Genomic DNA, 18247 nt, shown 5'->3' with positions numbered 1-18247 from the left:
CGAGACTGAACCGCAGGCGTGCAAAATCCCGTGCCAGACCCCACACTTGCCCGTCGCTCCAAGCTTTCGAAGACAGATGAACGCCCGCTATAACGCCGCCGATATTGAAGTCCTGTCCGGCCTTGACCCGGTCAAGCGCCGTCCCGGCATGTATACCGACACCGCGCGCCCGAACCACCTGGCGCAGGAAGTGATCGACAACTCGGTGGACGAGGCCCTCGCCGGCCACGCCCGTTCGATCGAGATCACCCTGTACAAGGACGGCAGCGTGGAGGTCAGCGATGACGGCCGCGGCATGCCAGTGGACATTCATCCGGAGGAGAAGATCCCGGGTGTCGAGCTGATCCTCACGCGCCTGCACGCAGGCGGCAAGTTCAGCAACAACAACTACACCTTCTCCGGCGGCCTGCACGGCGTCGGCGTCAGCGTCGTCAATGCGCTGTCGACCCTGGTGGAAGTGCACATCAAGCGCGACGGCGCCGAACACCGCATCACTTTCCGCAACGGCGACCGTGCCACGCCGCTGGAAGTGGTCGGCAGCGTCGGCAAGAAGAACACCGGTACCCGCGTGCGCTTCTGGCCGGACCCAAAGTACTTCGATACGCCGAAGTTCGCGGTGCGCGCGCTCAAGCACCTGCTGCGCGCCAAGGCCGTGCTGTGCCCGGGCCTGACCGTGAAGCTGACCGATGAAGCCACCGGTGAAGTCGATACCTGGTACTACGAAGACGGCCTGCGCGATTACCTGAAGCTGGAGCTGGGCGAGCGCGAATCGCTGCCGGCCGACCTGTTCGTTGGCAACCTGAAGAAGGACACCGAGGTAGTTGACTGGGCCGTGGCCTGGCTGCCGGAAGGCGAGCTGGTGCAGGAAAGCTACGTCAACCTGATTCCCACCGCGCAGCACGGCACCCATGTCAACGGCCTGCGCACCGGCCTGACCGAAGCGCTGCGCGAGTTCTGCGACTTCCGCAACCTGCTGCCGCGTGGCGTCAAGCTGGCCCCGGAAGACGTGTGGGACCGCGTGTCGTTCGTGCTGTCGCTGAAGATGACCGACCCACAGTTCAGCGGCCAGACGAAGGAGCGCCTGTCCTCGCGCCAGGCCGCCGGTTTCGTCGAAGGTGCCGCCCATGATGCGTTCAGCCTGCTGCTGAACCAGAACGTGGAACTGGGCGAGAAGATCGCGCAGATCGCCATCGAGCGTGCCAGCGCGCGCCTGAAGACCGAGAAGCTGGTCGTCCGCAAGAAGATCACCCAGGGCCCGGCCCTGCCCGGCAAGTTGGCAGACTGCATCAGCCAGGACCTGTCGCGCACCGAGCTGTTCCTGGTGGAAGGTGACTCGGCAGGCGGCAGCGCCAAGCAGGCTCGCGACAAGGATTTCCAGGCGATCATGCCGCTGCGTGGCAAGATCCTGAACACCTGGGAAGTCTCGTCCAACAGCGTGCTGGCCTCGGAGGAAGTACACAACCTGGCCATCGCCATCGGCTGCGACCCCGGCAAGGACGACATCAGCGGCCTGCGCTACGGCAAGGTGATCATCCTGGCCGACGCGGACTCCGACGGCCTGCACATCGCAACGCTGCTGACCGCGCTGTTCCTGAAGCACTTCCCGGCACTGGTCGATGCCGGCCATGTGTTCGTGGCGATGCCGCCGCTGTTCCGCATCGATGTGGGCAAGCAGGTGTTCTATGCCCTGGACGAGGAAGAAAAGCGCTCGATGCTGGACAAGATCGAGCGCGAGAAGATCAAGGGCGCCATCAACGTCACCCGCTTCAAGGGCCTGGGCGAGATGAACCCGCCACAGCTGCGCGAGTCGACCATCCACCCGGATACGCGCCGCCTGGTCCAGCTGACCGTGGACGATGGCGAGCAGACCCGCTCGCTGATGGACATGCTGCTGGCCAAGAAGCGCGCGTCCGACCGCAAGGGCTGGCTGGAGTCCAAGGGCGACCTGGCTTCGCTGGAAGTCTGATCCCTCGCGGGGTCGGATCCGTTTCCCGCCGGGAAAGGGATCCGACCCATCCGCCCCGGGCATGCCGCCCCCATCGGCAAACCCGGCGGCGCCATAATGCGCGTCCATCCGCGTGGACCACCGTATTGGCCAGCCACTCGCTGCTGTTCCCCGACCTGCCGCTGCACAGTGCACGGCTGGTCCTGAGCCCGATCCGCCGTGACGACGCCGCCGCGCTGTTCGCGCTGCAGTCCAATCCCGACGTGATGCGCTGGTGGAATCATCCGGCCTGGACGCGACAGGCCGAGGCGCGCGAGCAGATCGACGATGATCTCGCCGCCCATGCCATCGGTACCCAGCTGAAGCTGGCCGTGCGCGAATCGCTGGAAGGTCCACTGCTGGGCATCTGCGTGGTGTTTGCAGTGGACCGCACTGCAGCCCGCGCCGAGATCGGCTACCTGCTGGCACCCGATCGCCAGGGCCAGGGCTACATGCACGAGGCCCTGCAGCAGGTACTGGCCTACCTGTTCGGCACCCTCCACCTGCATCGCGTGGAAGCCGAGATCGACCCGCGCAACGCACCCTCCGCGCACGTGCTCGAACGCCTGGGCTTCCGCCGCGAGGGAGTGCTGCGCCAGCGCTGGCGCATCCAGGGGGAACTGGCCGACTCGGCCGTCTATGGCCTGCTTGCCGATGACAAAGCGGCAACCGCCCTGTCCGCTTGACCCAAGCTGGCCAATAGCGGCCGCAACGCACGGCCATGCCTTTGGACACATACGACATGGGCCGCCACCGGCCTAGCATCGCAATCCCCTTCCGCTGCCCACCCGGTGCCATGAAGTCCCTGTTGCACACTGCCGCGCTCTGCGTCGGCCTGCTCATCGCCCCAGCCAGCGTGCTGGCCGCGCCTGATGCCGACGCCAAGCCCGATCCGAAGGACGACAAGACCGAGGCACCTGCGTTGCCCGCAGACGCCTCGGCCCGCCAGAGCATGCGCCTGGCCGGCCGCACCCTGGACTACACCGCCACCGTCGGCACCCTGCCGGTACGCGATGCCAAGGGCAAGGTGATCGCCGACGTGGTGTTTACCGCCTACACGATGCCGGGCAAGGACCGGCCGGTGACCTTCGCGCTCAATGGCGGCCCCGGGGCATCGTCGGTCTACCTCAACATGGGCGCGATCGGGCCCAAGGTGGTGACCTTCGGCTCCGAGGGTGACAGCGCGTCGGCGCCGGCGACGCTGCACGACAACCCCGGCACCTGGCTGGACTTCACCGATCTGGTGTTCATTGATCCGGTCGGGACCGGCTTCAGCCGCGCGCGCATCGGCGACGACGAAGCGAAGAAGGCGCTGTACAACCCCAGCGCCGACATCGAATACCTGTCACGCTCGATCTACGACTGGCTGCTGCGCAACCAGCGCATGGCGTCGCGCAAGTACCTGACCGGCGAGAGCTACGGCGGCTACCGCGGCCCACGCATCACCCACTACCTGCAGACCCGGCTGGGTGTTGCGATGAACGGCCTGGTACTGGTCTCGCCGTACCTGAGCCCGACCCTGGAAGACAACGCCGATGTCTCGCCGATGGCGTGGATGCAGACCCTGCCGTCGATCGCCGCCGCGCACCTGGAGCGCCAGGGCAAGCTGACCGATGCAGCGATGCGCGAAGTAGTGGAATACACCCGTGGCGACTACGCCACCGCGTTGATGAAGGGCCGCAGCGATCCGCAGGCGACCGAGGCAATGCTGCGCCGGGTGACCGAACTGACCGGGCTGGACCCGCAGTTCGTGCGCCGTGCCGGTGGTCGGCTGGAAACCCAGGCCTACCTGCGTGAAGTGTTCCGCGACAAGGGCACGCTGGGCAGCCGCTACGATTCCAACGTAACCGCGTTCGATCCATTCCCGAACGATCCGGAGCAGCGCGCCAACGATCCGCTGCTGGACAGCATCATCGCGCCGACCACCACGGCGATGGTCGACTTCGTGACGCGCGTGGTCGGCTGGAAGGTGGATGCGCGGTACCAGGCGCTGAACTACGACGTGAACCGGCTGTGGGACCGCAATGGCGAGCTGCGCGATGGCGCGGTGACCCAGCTGCGCCAGGCCGTGGCGATCGACCCGCACCTGCAGGTGCTGATCGTGCATGGCTGGAACGACCTGTCGTGCCCGTTCATGGGTTCGATCCTGACCGTGGACCAGATGCCGACGATGGGCAGCAATCCGGACCGGGTGCAGGTGCGCAGTTATCCGGGCGGGCACATGTTCTACAGCCGGGCCGACAGCCAGGCGGCGTTCCGCAGGGATGTGCAGGCGCTGTTCCAACGCAATTGAGGAGGGTCGGCCGGGACTGCGGCCCGGCACCCGCCGGATCAACGGCAACGGCAAGGTCCACGGCAAGATCAACTGCAAAAGCGGGCTTCCTGAGGGCTGGCGAGGTGGGGTGGATATGCAGGACACGCCGTAAACCCGTCCATGGGGGCTCGATGGCGCCATCCATGGCGCCAACGGTCCTGCATATCCACCCCACCCCGCCGCTGACAGGTTCCTGCTGCTGTTGGTGGGTGCCGACCGTTGGTCGGCACGCTTGGATACAGAGGAATGATCTGCCATGAAAAAAGCCCGCCGGTATCCGGCGGGCTTTTTCGTTTACCGGGATCAGATCCTTTTCCCGCAGGGAAAGGGCTCTGATCCCAAGGCCGTTGGCATCAGGTCCAGCCGAACATCTCGAACAGCTTCAGGATCAGGTACGCACAGCCGCCGGCGGCCGGGATGGTCAGGATCCAGGCCCAGACAATGCGCTCGATCACGCCGAACTTCAGCGAACGCGGGTTCTTGGCGAAACCGACGCCCATGATCGCGGTGGAGATGCTGTGCGTGGTCGAGACCGGCATGCCGAAGTGGGCCGCCAGGGTCAGGATGGTGGCCGAGCTGGTCTCCGCGGCGAAGCCGTGGATCGGGTGCAGCTTGACCATCTTGTGGCCCAGGGTCTTGATGATCTTCCAGCCACCCGAGGCGGTACCGGCCGCCATCACCACTGCACAGGTCAGTACGATCCACATGGCGATGCCGTCACCGGCGTGCGCGTCCGGGTGCATGAAGGCCAGCCAGGACGGCAGATCGTTCAGTGCGCCGGTGGCTTCGGCACCAATCAGGGTCATCGCGATGATGCCCATGGTCTTCTGCGCGTCGTTGTGGCCGTGGGCGAAGCCCATGTAGGCCGCCGAGGCGATCTGCGCCTTGCCGAAGAAGGCATTGACGATGCGCGGACGGGCCAGGCGGCCGATGGCGCCACCGACCTTGGCCAGGCCGGCGATCAGCGCCCACAGCAGCACCATCACCACGATGCCGAGCAGGAAGCCGGCGATCGGCGAGGTGATCATCGGCACGAACACCTTCCACAGCAGGCCCTTGTTCTGCGCCCAGCTGCCCAGGCGCTCCGACCAGATCAGCGCGTCCCAGTTGTTGTGGGCCGCGGCCAGACCGGCACCGCAGAGGCCACCGATCAGGGCGTGCGAGGACGAGGACGGCAGGCCCTTCCACCAGGTGATCAGGTTCCAGATGATGCCGCCCAGCAGGGCGCACAGGATCACCTGCGGAGTGACCTCGACCACGTTGGTGTTGAGCAGGCCCGAGGCGATGGTCAGCGCCACCGCCGTACCGGTCAGCGCACCGATGAGGTTCATGAAGGCGGCCAGCATCACCGCCCAGCCGGGCGAGAGCACCTTGGTCGCCACTACGGTGGCAATGGAGTTGGCAGTGTCGTGGAAGCCGTTGATGAACTCGAAGACGAGCGCGGCCAGGATCACCACCAGGACAAGGGTCAACATGCGGCGGCGTCCGTCAGCTGTTCTTCAACACGATCTGGTACGCCACCACGCCGGCCTCGCGGCAACGGTCGATGGCCTTTTCCAGGATCTCGAAGAACTCCTTCAGCAGGAACATCTGCAGGTTGTCCAGGCGACCGGAGTAGATGTCGCGGTACAATTCGAGCATCAGGCGGTCGGCCTCGTTCTCCAGCGAGCGCAGCTTCTCGTTCAGCGCGGTCATCCGGTCCAGGTTCATGTGGCGCAGGTCAGCCACCATCTCCACCACCACGCCGGCGGCCTGTTCCAGCATCGCCGCGCGCGGCGCGAAGTCGATGTGCTCCAGGTGGGTCGTGGCCAGCGAATAGCGATCGGCGAACTTCTCGATCTGCTTCGGAATCTTGTACAGGGCCGAACCCAGCGCTTCGATGTCTTCGCGCTCGATCGGGGTCATGAAGCTGTCGACCAGCGCCTGGCTGATCTTGTCCGAGGCCGCGCGTTCGCGCAGGCGGGCCAGCTTGAAGGCGTCCAGCGCGGGCTGGCGGTCGGCCTCGCGCAGCATGGAATGCAGCGCCTTGGCGGCATCGGAAGCCGCGACGGCAGCCTCATCGAGCAGGGTGTAGAACTGTTTGCCGGAACCGAAAATGGTCTGCAGAGAGAACATTGAGAAACCTGTCAGCCGTCGCGGGAAGGACGGCACCAGAGCGAATTATGACGGCTAGATGACCATCACGGGTATCCCCGCGCCCTTTCCGGGCTCTGGGACCCCCAACCTGAACAGGCGGTTGCCACCCTGCCACGCCCCTTTGCTAAGATGCCAGCGCGCCTCCGGGCGCACCTTATGGACGACGACCCTTATCCCCCTGCGCCGCGCCGGACCCTGTTCCTGAGCGCCAGCCGCCATCGCAAGCACCCGCCCTCCCTGCCACCAACCGGGGACGACGCCCGTGTTTGAAATGATCCTGATTGTCTTCGCGCTGGTTCTACTGAACGGCTTCTTCGCCATGTCCGAGATGTCGGTCATGACCTCGCGCAAGAGCCGCCTGAAGCAGATGGCCGCCACCTCCAAGCGCGCCGCCAAGGCGCTGGAGCTTTCGGAGAAGCCGGAGAGTTTCCTGTCCACCGTGCAGATCGGCATCACCGTGATCGGCGTACTGACCGGCTACCTCGGTGGTGATGCAATCGGCGACGCGATCGCCGGCTGGCTGCAGGGCCTGATGCCCGGCTTTGCGTACGCGCGCGAAGTAGGCACCGCTCTGGCGGTCTCGCTGATCACCTTCATCACGCTGATCTTCGGCGAACTGGTGCCCAAGCGCCTGGCCCTGACACGTTCCGAGGCCATTGCCGGCCTGGTCGCGATGCCGATGAGCTGGCTGGCCAGGCTCGCCCTGCCCTTCGTCTGGCTCCTGTCCAAGACCACCCAGCTGGTGCTGAAGGTGCTGGGCCTGGGCAAGGACGAGGCCGCGCAGGTGACTGAAGAGGAGATCCGGATGCTGGTGGCCGAGAGCCACGAGGCCGGCGTGATCGACGCCCACGAGCGCGACATGATGAACCGGGTCATGCGCCTGGGCGACCGCACCGCCGACAGCCTGATGACGCCGCGCAACCGCATCGCCTGGCTCGACACCCAGGCCGGGCTGGAGCGCAATCTGGACATCATGGCCGAGCACGAGTTCTCCCGTTACCCGGTGTACCGCGACAACGACATGGACGTGGTCGGCGTGCTGGAGCTGAAATCGCTGGCCACGCGCATGGCGCGCGGCGACAACGCGCTGTTCCAGACCCTGCGCGAACCGCTGTACGTCTCCGAATCGACCCACGCGATGAAGCTGCTGGAGATCTTCCGCGAGGAACAGCAGTCGATGGCGCTGGTGGTGGACGAGTACGGCGAGATCCAGGGCCTGGTGACCATCAGCGACCTGATGGGCGCCGTGGTCGGCCGCCTGCAGGCCGTAGAAAATGCCGACGAGGATGCGCTGGTGGTGACCCGCGAGGACGGCTCGCTGCTGGTCGACGGCTCGCTGCCGATCGAGGACCTGCGCGAGCTGATCGGAAGCAACGACCTGCCCGATGCCGAGGATGGCGACTACTACACGCTGGCCGGCATGTGCATCCATTACTTCGGCCGCATCCCGCACGCAGGCGAGTACTTCGACTGGGCCGGCTGGCGCTTCGAGGTGGTCGACCTGGACGGTGCGCGGGTGGACAAGCTGCTGCTGCGCACGTTGTCCGACGAGCAGGCCGATGAGCTCACCGCCTGAGGCCGGCCAGGGCCAGGGCGCGCAGCGCGCGGCCTACCGCAACGAGGGCATCCGCACCCTGCTGGAGATGTTCGCCTCCGGCGATCCCGCCGAGCACATGCCGCTCGGCCAGATCCTCAGCAACCTGCAGCAGAGCGCGTTCGGCGTGTTCCTGTTCGTGGCGATCCTGCCCTCGTTCATCCCGATCCCGGGCATGGGGGGGGCGGTCAGCGGCCCACTGGTGGTCCTGATCGGCCTGCAGATGCTGTGTTGCCTGCGCCGGCCCTGGCTGCCCGGTTTCATTGCCCGACGCGGGCCGAAGCGCGGCACCATGCACCGCTTCCTGGACCGTATCGATCGCCCGTTGCGGCGGCTGGACAGGATGCTGAAGCCTCGCCTGCCGCAGTTGCTGACACCGCTGCCCGCGCACGCCTTCAGCGGCCTGCTGCTGGTGTTGCTGGGCATCCTGCTGTCGTTGCCGATTCCGTTCACCAACTTCCTGTTCGGCTTCCAGCTGCTGCTGTTCTCGCTGGCGCTGCTGGAGCGCGATGGTGCATTGATGCTGTTCAACTGGATCGCAGCGCTGGTGGCGATCGCGTTCTTCGGCTTCAGTTCCGGGCAGCTGGTGGGCTATACAGTGGAGCTGTTCCAGCGCTGGTTCTGAAGTGGCATCCGGTAGAGCCGGCCGCTGGCCGGCTGCCACGTTTCCAGGGTTGCCGGCCAGCGGCTGGCACTTCCCGCATCCGGTAGATCCACGCCACGCATGGATGCAGCAATCACCGAAGGTCGACGAATCCGTTGTCCGCCAGCGGTGCCGGATCGTCCTGCACCGCCGACAGCACGAAGCTCAATGCCTTGCCCAGCAAGGTGCCCGGGCCATCCCAGTATTCGGCGCTATCGGCGCGCACGTGGATCAGGCGAAGGTTGGGGTCTTCCTTGCCGGCGGGGAAGAACAGCTTCATCGCCGGCGACCACAGCTCTTCGATCTTCGCGCGATCAGCGACAACCCGCGCCCGCCCCGCCACAGACACATAGGTGTTCTTCGATGGCGAGGCATAGGCCACATTGACGCGCGGGTCGAGCGCGATCTCGGCCACCTTCGGGCTGTCGGCGGTGATCACGAACCACAGGTCACCGTCGAAGGCGACCTGCTGGGTGGCCAACGGCCGGCTGTAGAGTCGCCCGTCGACGCCGGTGGTGGTGAACATCGCCACCTCCACGTCCTTGATCAGTTCAGCCAGCTGGGCAATGTGTTCGGCGCGGGTCTCGGCCATGGTGGGGACTCCAGAAGTGGGGAGCCCCCATCAGACGCGGATCGGCCGCAACGGGCCGTGACGCGGTTGTTCAGCCCGCGTGGCGGCCATGCCAGGCGTTCATCGCCAGCTCGAAGGAACGCAGGCGCGCACGATGGTCATACAGGTTGGCAGTAAGCATCAGCTCGTCAGGCTTGTGCCGCTCAACGAAAGCGGCGATACCCTCGGCCACCTGCTGAGGATCGCCCAGCACGGTGCAGGCCAGGGCCCGTTCCACGCCCAGCTTTTCGTGCGGCTCCCAGAAGGCTTCAATGTCGTCGATGGGCGGCGGGATCTTGCCCGGCCGGCCGCGGCGCAGGTTGACGAAACTCTGCTGCTGGCTGGTGAACAGGCGACGCGACTCGGCCTCGCTGTCGCTGGCAACAACGTTCAGGGCCAGCATCGCGTGCGGCTGCTTCAACGTGGCCGAGGGGCGGAATTCGCGGCGGTACACCGCCAGCGCTTCGTCCATCACGTCCGGCGCGAAATGCGAGGCGAATGCATACGGCAGGCCCATCGAGGCGGCCATGCGTGCGCCAAACAGGCTTGAACCGAGGATCCAGGTCGGCACCCGCAGGCCACCACCCGGAACGGCCTGCACTGCCTGTCCAGGCTGGACCGGCTCGAAGTAGTGCAGCAGCTCGCGCACGTCCTGCGGGAACTGGTCGGCGCTGTCGAAATAGCGGCGCAGTGCACGTGCGGTCGGCTGATCGGTGCCCGGCGCACGGCCCAGGCCAAGGTCGATGCGGTCCGGATACAGCGAGGCCAGCGTTCCGAACTGCTCGGCCACCTGCAGCGGGGCATGATTGGGCAGCATGATGCCGCCCGCGCCGACCCGGATGCGCCGGGTGCCACCGGCAACATGGCCGATCAGCACGGCGGTGGCGGCACTGGCGATGCCGGGCATGTTGTGGTGTTCGGCCAGCCAGTAGCGGCGGTAGCCCAGCGCATCGGCGTGCTGGGCCAGTTCCAGCATGTTGGCGAAGGCGGCAGTGGTGTCACTGCCCTCGCAGACCGGGGCCAGGTCAAGGATCGACAACGGGATCATCAGGCGGTTTTCCGTCACAGGATCACCCTTGCATGGGGGCGGCCGGGCGCAGCGGCCAGTGACGGTGGCGGGATGCTGATTCCCGTAGGGCAGGTTCAGCGCCCACCGCGCTTGGTCCGGTAGAGCCGGCCGCTGGCCGGCGGGCAACGTGCCCTGGCAGCCGGCCAGCGGCCGGCTCTACCGGGCAAGCGTCAGAACGCGCTGGGGCGCGGCTCGGGCAGCGGCTGGTCGACCATCGGCTTCAGCTCGGCATCCAGCGCCACACGCTCATCGAACACGAAGCAGCGGCCTTCGTAGCCTTCGCCGCCCACCTCCTCGAAGTAGCCGAGGATGCCGCCATCGAGCTGCAGCACATTGTCCATGCCGTCATTGACCATCCACAGCGCGGCCTTCTCGCAGCGGATGCCGCCGGTGCAGAAACTGACCACGGTGCTGTCCCGCAGCGCATCGCGATGCGACGCCAGCGCCTCGGGCAGGTCGGTGAACTTGCGGATGGGCAACACCAGCGCATCCTTGAAGGTGCCGTACTCCACTTCCTGCAGATTTCGCGTATCGAGCATCACCACCGGCTTGCCGGCATCGTCATGGCCCTGCCGCAGCCAGCGCTGCACGGTGGCAGGATCGACCGACGGTGCGCGCGGATAGTCCAGCGGCTGGCCGTCATCGCGGCGGAAGCTGATGATCTCGTCCTTCACCTTGGCCTTCAGCCGCGCGAACGGCTGATGCTTGCTCAGGCTGGTCTTGACCCGCATGTCGGCGAAACGCGCATCGGCATGCAGCGCTGCATAGAAGCCCTCAACCGCCTCCGGCGCCCCCGCCAGAAACAGGTTCAGTCCCTCGCCCGCCACCAGGATCGTGCCGCGCAGCTGCGCCGTCTCGGCACGGGCCAGCAGCTGGTCGCACAGGGCCTTGGGGGCGTCGATGACGGCGAAATGATAGGCAGCGGTATTGGCGATCATCCCGCCATTTTAGCGCCTCCCGCCCGCACAGACAGATTCAGGGGTCAGAGCCCTCTGCGCGGCAGAGGGATCCGACCCCGGCAGGTACCCAGAACTTGTCAGAGGCGGGGCGGTGTGGGCAGGCGGGACCGTTGGCGCCATGGGCCCGAGGCATGCCTCGGGCGGGTTGGGCAGGACGCCCAACCCCGGTCTTGCCGTGTGCGCAGGACAGCGCACACGAGCAAGGCGCCATCGAGCCCCCAGGGGTGAGGCGCTTTGCTTGCGAAGCACTGCTTCGCAGGCGCCCGAACGCACAGCCGCCAGCGGCTGGGCCGGACCGCGAAGCGGGGTCTACGGCGTGTCCCGCCTGCCCACACCGCCGCGCCATCCCACGGAAACCAGCTTTTGACGTTGCCGTTGCCTCTGCGGGTGCCGGGTGTAACCCGGCCGCGCCCCCTTACCCCCGCAACAGCACGAACGGCAGCAACACCAGTGCCGCCGCACCGGCCATCGCCAGCAGCACCAGCACCACATAGGCCGGCCGGCGCCGGAACAGGCTGCCGAATGTCTCCGCCGTCCCCTCGCGCAATGCCTGCTCGCGTTCAGCCCGCACGCGCACGCCGCGCGCTGCCTGGTACTCCGCCATCAGCGCCTTCGCACGCGGATGATCAGCGTCGTCGCGCAGCCACAGGCCTCCATTGGAAATGCCCCACGGACTGGGTTCAGTGCGATACCAGGCGATGCCGTGCTGATCGAGCAGCGTGCAGACATCGGCATATTCGTCGTCGCCGACATTGCGCAGATTGAGCAGGAGTTTTGCCATGGCCCCATGATACCCGGCGCCGATGCGCTACCCTTGCCGCCCTCGCCCCGCGCCCTTCTGGAGACGCCCGATGCGCCGCCTGCTGCTTCCCCTGCTGCTGTCCCTCGCCGCCGCTGGCTGCTCGACCGAACCATCCGGCCCGCCGCCCGGCGGCACGCTGACCACCTTCGAGCGGATCGATACCGTGCCCGGCACCGGCGCCGAAGCCATCGCCGGCAACAAGGTCACGGTGCACTACACCGGCTGGATCTACGACAACCGTACCGAAACCAAGCACGGCAAGACCTTTGACAGCTCCTTCAAGCACGGCGAGCCGTTCACCTTCGCGCTCGGCGCCGGCCAGGTCATCCGCGGCTGGGATGAGGGCGTGGCCGGCATGAAGGTCGGTGGCAAGCGTACGCTGATGATTCCGCCGGACTACGGTTACGGGGACCGCAAGGTCGGCCCGATTCCGGCGGGCTCGTCGCTGGTGTTCGACGTCGAGCTGCTCGATGTCAAACCGTAATGCCGCCATGCCCCATCGGGTGGTCGTCATTGGCGGCGGCCCGGCGGGCCTGTTCGCCGCCGAACGCCTGCGTGCCGCTGGGCTGGAGGTCGACCTGTACGAGGCCAAGGGGTCGCCTGGCCGCAAGTTCCTGATCGCCGGCAAGGGCGGACTCAACCTCACCCATTCCGATCCGCGGCCGTTGTTCGACAGCCGCTACCGCGAGCAGGCCGCCGTGGTCGGCAGCTGGCTGGACGGCTTCGACGCACAGGCACTGCGTGACTGGGCCAACGGCCTGGGCGTGGAAACCTATGTGGGCAGCTCCGGCCGCGTGTTCCCGGTCGACCGCAAGGCGGCGCCGCTGCTGCGCGGCTGGGTGCGCCGGTTGAAGGAACAGGGCGTGCGCCTGCACGCCAACCACCGTTGGATCGGCTGGAGCGACGACGGCGCCCTGCGCTTTGCCACCGATGCGGGCGAAGTCGATGTCCGCGCCAATGCCACCGTGCTGGCGATGGGCGGGGGCAGCTGGCCGCAGCTGGGCAGTGATGGCGCCTGGGTCGTGCCACTGCAGGCGCGTGGCGTTGACATCGCGCCGCTGCAGTCAGCCAACTGTGGCTTCGACGTGGACTGGACGCCGTTCTTTGCCCAGCGCAATGCCGGCGCACCATTGAAGCCGGTGATCGCGCACTGGATCGACCTGGCTGGACAACCGCGGTCGCTGCAGGGCGAGTGCGTGGCCAGCGAATATGGCATTGAAGGCAGTCTGGTCTACGCGTTGGCCGCCGACCTGCGCGAGACCATCAACCGCGATGGCCACGCAATGCTGTGGCTGGACCTGGTGCCCGGTCGCGACGAGGCGCGCCTGCTGGCCGACCTGTCACGTCCCCGCAAGGGCCGAAGCTTCGGCGAGCACCTGCGCCGCCAGGCGGGTCTGGATGCGGTGAAGGCCGCACTCGTGTTCGAGATTCTTGGCAGGGAGGCCGGCAACGACCTGCCGGCTGTGGCTGCCACGCTCAAGCGCCTGCCGCTGCGCCTGCTGCGCCCAAGGCCGATGGCCGAGGTGATCAGCACCGCCGGTGGCGTGCGCCTGGATGCGCTGGATGACGGCCTGATGCTGCGGGCCGTTCCCGGCGTGTTCTGCGCCGGTGAAATGCTGGACTGGGAAGCCCCCACCGGCGGCTACCTGCTGACCGCGTGCTACGCCAGTGGCCGGCGTGCCGCCGAGGGCGTGATCGGTTGGTTGGCGGAGCGGTGACGCCTGCGGCGTAGCGTCGAGCCCATGCTCGACGCCACATCACCACGGCCTGCGCATGCTCACCGAGGCCAACGCCACACCGCTGGGATGCGCATAGGCTTCCTCACGCACGCTGACAAAGCCCTGCCGTTGATAGAACGGCACGGCATTGAGCGACGCCGACAGCACCACCTCGCGCTCACGATCGGCCATTGCCAACAGGCGCTGCATCAGCGCCTGGCCGATCCCCTCGCCGCCACGATCGGGATTGACAAACAACGCGTCGACTTCATTGGCATCGACATCAAAGACGCCGAAGCCGAGCAGGCCACCCTGCCCGTCCTCGGCCACCACGCATCCGCCCTGCGACAACAGCCGCGCGTACTGCGACGGTGGCGGCGAGGCCGACCACGGTGCAATGACCTCGGGAGGGTAATGGCTGCTGCAGGTTTCGCGCACACAGCGCGTGCGCAGCGCCCACAGCGTGGCGACATCGTCGATGCTACCGGTCCTGAACTGCATGGCGCCTCCTTGTAGCGCCGAGCCCATGCTCGGCTGCCTTTCTGCAGAGTCAAGCCATGCTTGACTGCTTTTCAATCAGTCATCGCGAGGTCGGAACGAAGAACAGCCGAGCATGGGCTCGGCTCTACAACATCACGCTACCGCGACTTGCTGGCGCGCAGAGCCTGGATCTTCGGCGGCGGCTGGAACGAGTCGCTGCGCGCATCGGCCCAGAAGGCATGGAATACCGCATGGTCGGGCACCTTGTGCAGCAGCTCGCCCGGTTCCAGGTAGCGGTAAAGCGACGCCAGCGAACGGATTTCCACCGGCGACACGCGACGCAGGATGTGCTCCGGCCCCAGCTCGGCCGGATCGTTCAGGCCCGCCGCGCACAACAGTTCCTTCAAGGCATGCAGCGTGTGCTCGTGATAGCTGTACACACGGGTGGCCTTGTCCGGTGCATCCAGATGCTTCCAGCGCGCAGGGTCCTGGGTCGCGATGCCGGTCGGGCACTTGCCGGTGTGGCAGCTCAACGACTGGATGCAGCCCAGCGCGAACATGAAGCCTCGGCCGGCATTGCACCAGTCGGCACCCAGCGCGATGGTGCGCGCGATGTCGAACGCACTGGTGATCTTGCCAGCGGCACCGATGCGGATGCGCTCGCGCAGGTCCAGGCCGACCAGGGTGTTGTGCACCAGCAGCAGTGCTTCATGCATCGGTACGCCGACATGGTCGACGAATTCAGCCGGCGCCGCGCCGGTGCCTCCCTCGGCACCATCGACCACGATGAAGTCCGGCAGCAGCCCGGTTTCCTGCATCGCCTTGGCGATGCCGAACCATTCCCAGGGGTGGCCGATGGCCAGCTTGAAACCGACCGGCTTGCCACCGGACAGCTCGCGCAGCCGGGCCACGAACTGCAACAGTTCGACCGGCGTCGAGAATGCCGAGTGACGCGACGGCGATACGCAGTCCACGCCCATCGGAACACCACGGGTCACCGATATTTCGGCGGTCACCTTTGGTGCCGGCAGCACGCCGCCGTGGCCCGGCTTGGCACCCTGCGACAGCTTGATCTCGATCATCTTGACCTGGTCATCGGTAGCGTTGGCGACGAAGCGCTCTTCGCTGAAACCACCCTTCTCGTCACGGCAGCCGAAGTAGCCCGAGCCGATTTCCCAGACCAGATCGCCGCCCATCTCGCGGTGGTAGGGCGAAATCGAACCTTCGCCGGTGTCGTGGTAGAAGCCGCCGCGCCGCGCACCTTCGTTCAATGCGCGGATCGCGTTGGCCGAGAGCGAACCGAAGCTCATCGCCGAGATGTTGAACACGCTGGCCGAATAAGGCTTGGCGCAGTTCGGCCCAATCAGCACGCGGAAATCATGCTTGGCAATGGAGGTGGGAGCCAGCGAATGGTTGATCCACTCGTAATCCACCGCATAGGTACTGCGCAGGGTACCGAAGGGCACCGTGTCCATTTCGTTCTTTGCGCGCTGGTAGATCAGCGCACGCTGCTGGCGCGAGAACGGCACGTCCTCCAGGTCGCTCTGCACGAAGTACTGGCGGATTTCCGGGCCGATTGATTCCAGGCCATAGCGGAAATGCGCCATCACCGGATAGTTGCGGCGCAGCGTGCTGCGCTTCTGCAGCAGATCCCAGGTCCCCAGCGCCACCATCGCGGCAGTCAGGCCGACGCCCCAGTACCAGGCCGGCCAGATCGTGGCCAACCACAGGCAGATGGGAAACATCAGGATGGCGAGCAGGTAGACGATATACCGGTGCATGGCGTTCCTTGGTTGCAACTGCCTGCGAGTCTACCGCGCCGGCCGTCACCGGCGTTTACAGGCGACCGTCAACCACATTGCGCGGCCAGGCCGATTTCACGTCGTAGACGATGCCGCCGGGTGCCAGCAGCGCCTGGATTGCGGCGTCATCCATGGCTTTGAATCGGGCATGGGCCACTGCCAGGACTACGGCGTCGTAACTCCCCGCCACCGGCTCGGCCAGCCAGTGCACGCCCGCGTCGGCCAATGCCGCCGGGCCGACCCACGGGTCGCTGACCTCCACCTGTGCGCCGGCATCACGCAGGCGCTGCGCCAGTTCCAGCGCGCGGCTGTTGCGCAGGTCCGGGCAATCCTCCTTGAAGGTCACGCCCAGCACCAGGATACGCGACTGCGCAGGTACGCGGCCACGTTCGGCCAGCATTGCCAGCACACGCGACGCCACATGCTCGCCGACGCGGTTGTTGACCTGCCGCGCGGTGTGGATCAGGTCCGGGTGGTAGCCCACGCTCTCGGACTTGTGCAGCAGGTAGTACGGGTCCACGCCGATGCAGTGGCCGCCGACCAGGCCCGGCCGGAATGGCAGGAAGTTCCACTTGCTGCCGGCGGCGTCGAGCACATCCTGGGTGTCGATGCCGAGCCGGTCGAAGATCAGCGCCAACTCATTGACCAGCGCGATGTTGACGTCACGCTGGATGTTCTCCACCACCTTGGCCGCTTCGGCCACACGCATTGACGGCGCCGGGAAGGTGCCGGCGGCGATGATGCGCTGGTACAGGCCATCAATCACCGCAGCCACTTCCGGTGTCGACCCCGAGGTGATCTTGCGGATATCGGCCAGGCGCCGCTGGCGGTCGCCGGGGCTGACCCGCTCCGGGCTGTAACCACAGTAGAAGTCTTCGTTGAAGCGCAGCCCGGAAAGCTGCTCCAGCAACGGCACGCAGACCTCTTCGGTGGTGCCGGGGTACACCGTGGATTCGTAGATCACCAGGTCACCCGCACGCAGGTGGCTGGCGATCAGCCGCGTTGCCGAACGCAGCGGCTCCAGATCGGGCTGCTCATAGGCGTCGATCGGGGTCGGCACGGTAACGATGTAGACATTGCAGGCATCGAGCAATGCCGGATCGCTGCCGTACTGCAACTGCTGTGCACTGGCCAGCTCATCGGCCTCCATTTCCAGCGTATGGTCCTGGCCGTCGCGGAGCTCGGCGATGCGATCAGCATCGATGTCGAAGCCCAGCGTGGGCCAGTGCCGGCCGAAGGCCACCGCCAGCGGCAGGCCCACGTAGCCCAGCCCGATCACCGCGAAGCGCGGCGCCGCCGCTGCCGCAAGCGGCGCGCTCAACGCCACATCCCATGCAACGGCTGAAATCGCATGCGTACTGCCATGGGCATGGCCGACCTACTCATTCGCTTTGCCACTCCGGGAAGATCCATGCCAGAAAGGCTACAGCCTAACGGCCCGGGTGCCCGGCCGCCAAGGTGGGGTCAGGAGCCCAGTGCGACCGCGGCCGGCTCCAGTTCACCATCGGCGCCGGTCCAGGCCTGCAGCAGGCGCTCGAAGCCACCGCAGCCAAGCACGAAGCCCGGCCATGAGGCGTCGACGATCTGTACCAGCAGTTCTGCCTCAATGCGCCGGGTCCCCATCGACCAGCGCGGGAATGCCCGCTGCGCCACCGGCGCGCGGCACAGCACCTTCAGTTGTCCATGGCTACGCGCATTGGCGATGCGCTGGTACACCGAATCGATGCCATCCTCCGGGCCTTCCAGGTACTGCAGGAAACGGCTGCCATCGAACATCAGCACACCCGTGACACCGGCTACTCGGTTGAATGCGGTGGCATCGGCCAGCAGGCGGTCAAGATCGGTTGTCTGCAGGTCGGCGCGGGCCTCGCTGGCATAGGCAATCGCGTGCAGCGACATCGGGTGGCTCCCCCCTGGGAACGATGCTTTGGACTATGACATGAATGGGAGCGACAGTTAAGCACACCGCCGCTCCACTGCAATCCAGTCGGGATTCCGCAGCTGGGCTACAATCGGCGCCGCGCTGCAGGCCCGGATGGCGAAACTGGTAGACGCATCGGACTTAAAATCCGCCGGGGGCAACCCCATGCCGGTTCGATTCCGGCTCCGGGCACCATCGCACTTTTCACGACGAAC

Annotated in this window: 17 protein-coding genes and 1 tRNA gene; 8 read left to right on the top strand and 10 right to left on the bottom strand. The window is 66.4% G+C overall.

Annotated elements, in window-relative coordinates:
- Positions 1-76 precede the first annotated feature (76 nt).
- The 3 genes from parE (at position 77) to PEM_RS05725 (ending at position 4277) form a co-directional block, all read left to right on the top strand.
- A complete protein-coding gene (gene parE, locus PEM_RS05735) occupies positions 77-1966 on the top strand; it encodes a DNA topoisomerase IV subunit B (RefSeq protein ID WP_005416021.1) in 1890 nt (629 codons plus the stop codon).
- Between the two features lie 125 nt (positions 1967-2091).
- The gene (locus tag PEM_RS05730; RefSeq protein ID WP_065179306.1) at positions 2092-2670 is read left to right on the top strand and encodes a GNAT family protein; all 579 of its coding nucleotides are present in this window, start codon (positions 2092-2094) and stop codon (positions 2668-2670) included.
- A gap of 110 nt (positions 2671-2780) precedes the next feature.
- On the top strand, positions 2781-4277 hold the full coding sequence (locus PEM_RS05725; protein ID WP_032954081.1) for a S10 family peptidase: 1497 nt from the start codon (positions 2781-2783) through the stop codon (positions 4275-4277).
- A 374-nt stretch (positions 4278-4651) separates the two neighbouring features.
- On the opposite strand, the gene PEM_RS05720 is transcribed toward PEM_RS05725, so the two are convergent.
- Positions 4652-5773 carry an inorganic phosphate transporter gene (locus PEM_RS05720; protein WP_005416018.1) on the bottom strand — a complete coding sequence of 374 codons (1122 nt, stop codon included), beginning with the start codon at positions 5771-5773 and terminating at the stop codon, positions 4652-4654.
- Between the two features lie 13 nt (positions 5774-5786).
- A complete protein-coding gene (locus PEM_RS05715; protein WP_004152833.1) occupies positions 5787-6413 on the bottom strand; it encodes a DUF47 family protein in 627 nt (208 codons plus the stop codon).
- A gap of 292 nt (positions 6414-6705) precedes the next feature.
- On the opposite strand from PEM_RS05715, the gene PEM_RS05710 reads away from it, so the two are divergent.
- Both PEM_RS05710 and PEM_RS05705 read left to right on the top strand, forming a co-directional pair.
- Positions 6706-8010 carry a hemolysin family protein gene (locus PEM_RS05710; protein WP_005416017.1) on the top strand — a complete coding sequence of 435 codons (1305 nt, stop codon included), beginning with the start codon at positions 6706-6708 and terminating at the stop codon, positions 8008-8010.
- The gene (locus PEM_RS05705) at positions 7994-8653 is read left to right on the top strand and encodes an exopolysaccharide biosynthesis protein (RefSeq protein ID WP_005416016.1); all 660 of its coding nucleotides are present in this window, start codon (positions 7994-7996) and stop codon (positions 8651-8653) included. Before PEM_RS05710 ends, PEM_RS05705 begins: the two co-directional genes overlap by 17 nt.
- Positions 8654-8765: 112 nt before the next feature.
- Here PEM_RS05705 and PEM_RS05700 read toward each other — a convergent pair whose 3' ends face one another.
- From PEM_RS05700 to PEM_RS05685, 4 genes are all read right to left on the bottom strand, one after another.
- The gene (locus PEM_RS05700; protein ID WP_065179307.1) at positions 8766-9263 is read right to left on the bottom strand and encodes a pyridoxamine 5'-phosphate oxidase family protein; all 498 of its coding nucleotides are present in this window, start codon (positions 9261-9263) and stop codon (positions 8766-8768) included.
- Between the two features lie 70 nt (positions 9264-9333).
- Positions 9334-10329 (bottom strand): LLM class flavin-dependent oxidoreductase, encoded by a 996-nt coding sequence (locus PEM_RS05695; RefSeq protein ID WP_111127140.1) that lies wholly within the window; start codon positions 10327-10329, stop codon positions 9334-9336.
- Between the two features lie 191 nt (positions 10330-10520).
- Entirely contained in the window at positions 10521-11288 is a 768-nt protein-coding gene (locus tag PEM_RS05690) for a sulfurtransferase (protein ID WP_111127137.1), read from the bottom strand.
- Positions 11289-11724: 436 nt separating this feature from the next.
- A complete protein-coding gene (locus tag PEM_RS05685; RefSeq protein WP_065179309.1) occupies positions 11725-12090 on the bottom strand; it encodes a DUF6164 family protein in 366 nt (121 codons plus the stop codon).
- A 70-nt stretch (positions 12091-12160) separates the two neighbouring features.
- On the opposite strand from PEM_RS05685, the gene PEM_RS05680 reads away from it, so the two are divergent.
- Together PEM_RS05680 and PEM_RS05675 are read left to right on the top strand one after the other, a co-directional pair.
- Positions 12161-12595, top strand: coding sequence for an FKBP-type peptidyl-prolyl cis-trans isomerase (locus PEM_RS05680; protein WP_065179310.1), 435 nt, complete (start codon positions 12161-12163; stop codon positions 12593-12595).
- Positions 12582-13829 carry a TIGR03862 family flavoprotein gene (locus PEM_RS05675; protein ID WP_111127135.1) on the top strand — a complete coding sequence of 416 codons (1248 nt, stop codon included), beginning with the start codon at positions 12582-12584 and terminating at the stop codon, positions 13827-13829. The genes PEM_RS05680 and PEM_RS05675 overlap by 14 nt, the downstream gene beginning before the upstream one ends.
- A gap of 39 nt (positions 13830-13868) precedes the next feature.
- Here PEM_RS05675 and PEM_RS05670 read toward each other — a convergent pair whose 3' ends face one another.
- The 4 genes from PEM_RS05670 to PEM_RS05655 form a co-directional block, all read right to left on the bottom strand.
- Positions 13869-14330, bottom strand: coding sequence for a GNAT family N-acetyltransferase (locus tag PEM_RS05670; RefSeq protein WP_053500365.1), 462 nt, complete (start codon positions 14328-14330; stop codon positions 13869-13871).
- 137 nt (positions 14331-14467) lie between these two features.
- Positions 14468-16090 (bottom strand): FMN-binding glutamate synthase family protein, encoded by a 1623-nt coding sequence (locus PEM_RS05665; RefSeq protein ID WP_111127133.1) that lies wholly within the window; start codon positions 16088-16090, stop codon positions 14468-14470.
- 55 nt (positions 16091-16145) lie between these two features.
- Positions 16146-17432 (bottom strand): nucleotide sugar dehydrogenase, encoded by a 1287-nt coding sequence (locus PEM_RS05660; protein ID WP_005416007.1) that lies wholly within the window; start codon positions 17430-17432, stop codon positions 16146-16148.
- Positions 17433-17575: 143 nt separating this feature from the next.
- On the bottom strand, positions 17576-18010 hold the full coding sequence (locus PEM_RS05655) for a BLUF domain-containing protein (protein ID WP_005416006.1): 435 nt from the start codon (positions 18008-18010) through the stop codon (positions 17576-17578).
- Positions 18011-18140: 130 nt separating this feature from the next.
- Here PEM_RS05655 and PEM_RS05650 point away from each other — a divergent pair.
- A tRNA-Leu gene (locus PEM_RS05650) sits at positions 18141-18227 on the top strand.
- The last annotated feature ends 20 nt before the right edge of the window (positions 18228-18247 follow it).

Origin of the sequence: Stenotrophomonas sp. Pemsol (genome assembly GCF_003586545.1) — a bacterium.
GTDB classification, from domain to species: Bacteria; Pseudomonadota; Gammaproteobacteria; order Xanthomonadales; family Xanthomonadaceae; genus Stenotrophomonas; species Stenotrophomonas sepilia.
The sequence above is the reverse complement of the archived record's forward strand: the minus strand, read 5'-3'. Positions and strand labels throughout refer to the sequence as shown.

Bases quoted from the DNA above. Each gene is read 5' to 3' on its own strand.
- PEM_RS05685 (WP_065179309.1), bottom strand. From the start codon at position 12,090: ATGGCAAAACTCCTGCTCAATCTGCGCAATGTCGGCGACGACGAATAT.
- PEM_RS05715 (WP_004152833.1), bottom strand. From the start codon at position 6,413: ATGTTCTCTCTGCAGACCATTTTCGGTTCCGGCAAACAGTTCTACACC.
- parE (WP_005416021.1), top strand. From the start codon at position 77: ATGAACGCCCGCTATAACGCCGCCGATATTGAAGTCCTGTCCGGCCTT.
- PEM_RS05655 (WP_005416006.1), bottom strand. From the start codon at position 18,010: ATGTCGCTGCACGCGATTGCCTATGCCAGCGAGGCCCGCGCCGACCTG.
- PEM_RS05710 (WP_005416017.1), top strand. From the start codon at position 6,706: ATGATCCTGATTGTCTTCGCGCTGGTTCTACTGAACGGCTTCTTCGCC.
- PEM_RS05675 (WP_111127135.1), top strand. From the start codon at position 12,582: ATGTCAAACCGTAATGCCGCCATGCCCCATCGGGTGGTCGTCATTGGC.
- PEM_RS05665 (WP_111127133.1), bottom strand. From the start codon at position 16,090: ATGCACCGGTATATCGTCTACCTGCTCGCCATCCTGATGTTTCCCATC.
- PEM_RS05695 (WP_111127140.1), bottom strand. From the start codon at position 10,329: ATGATCCCGTTGTCGATCCTTGACCTGGCCCCGGTCTGCGAGGGCAGT.
- PEM_RS05670 (WP_053500365.1), bottom strand. From the start codon at position 14,330: ATGCAGTTCAGGACCGGTAGCATCGACGATGTCGCCACGCTGTGGGCG.
- PEM_RS05720 (WP_005416018.1), bottom strand. From the start codon at position 5,773: ATGTTGACCCTTGTCCTGGTGGTGATCCTGGCCGCGCTCGTCTTCGAG.
- PEM_RS05680 (WP_065179310.1), top strand. From the start codon at position 12,161: ATGCGCCGCCTGCTGCTTCCCCTGCTGCTGTCCCTCGCCGCCGCTGGC.
- PEM_RS05705 (WP_005416016.1), top strand. From the start codon at position 7,994: ATGAGCTCACCGCCTGAGGCCGGCCAGGGCCAGGGCGCGCAGCGCGCG.
- PEM_RS05690 (WP_111127137.1), bottom strand. From the start codon at position 11,288: ATGATCGCCAATACCGCTGCCTATCATTTCGCCGTCATCGACGCCCCC.
- PEM_RS05700 (WP_065179307.1), bottom strand. From the start codon at position 9,263: ATGGCCGAGACCCGCGCCGAACACATTGCCCAGCTGGCTGAACTGATC.
- PEM_RS05725 (WP_032954081.1), top strand. From the start codon at position 2,781: ATGAAGTCCCTGTTGCACACTGCCGCGCTCTGCGTCGGCCTGCTCATC.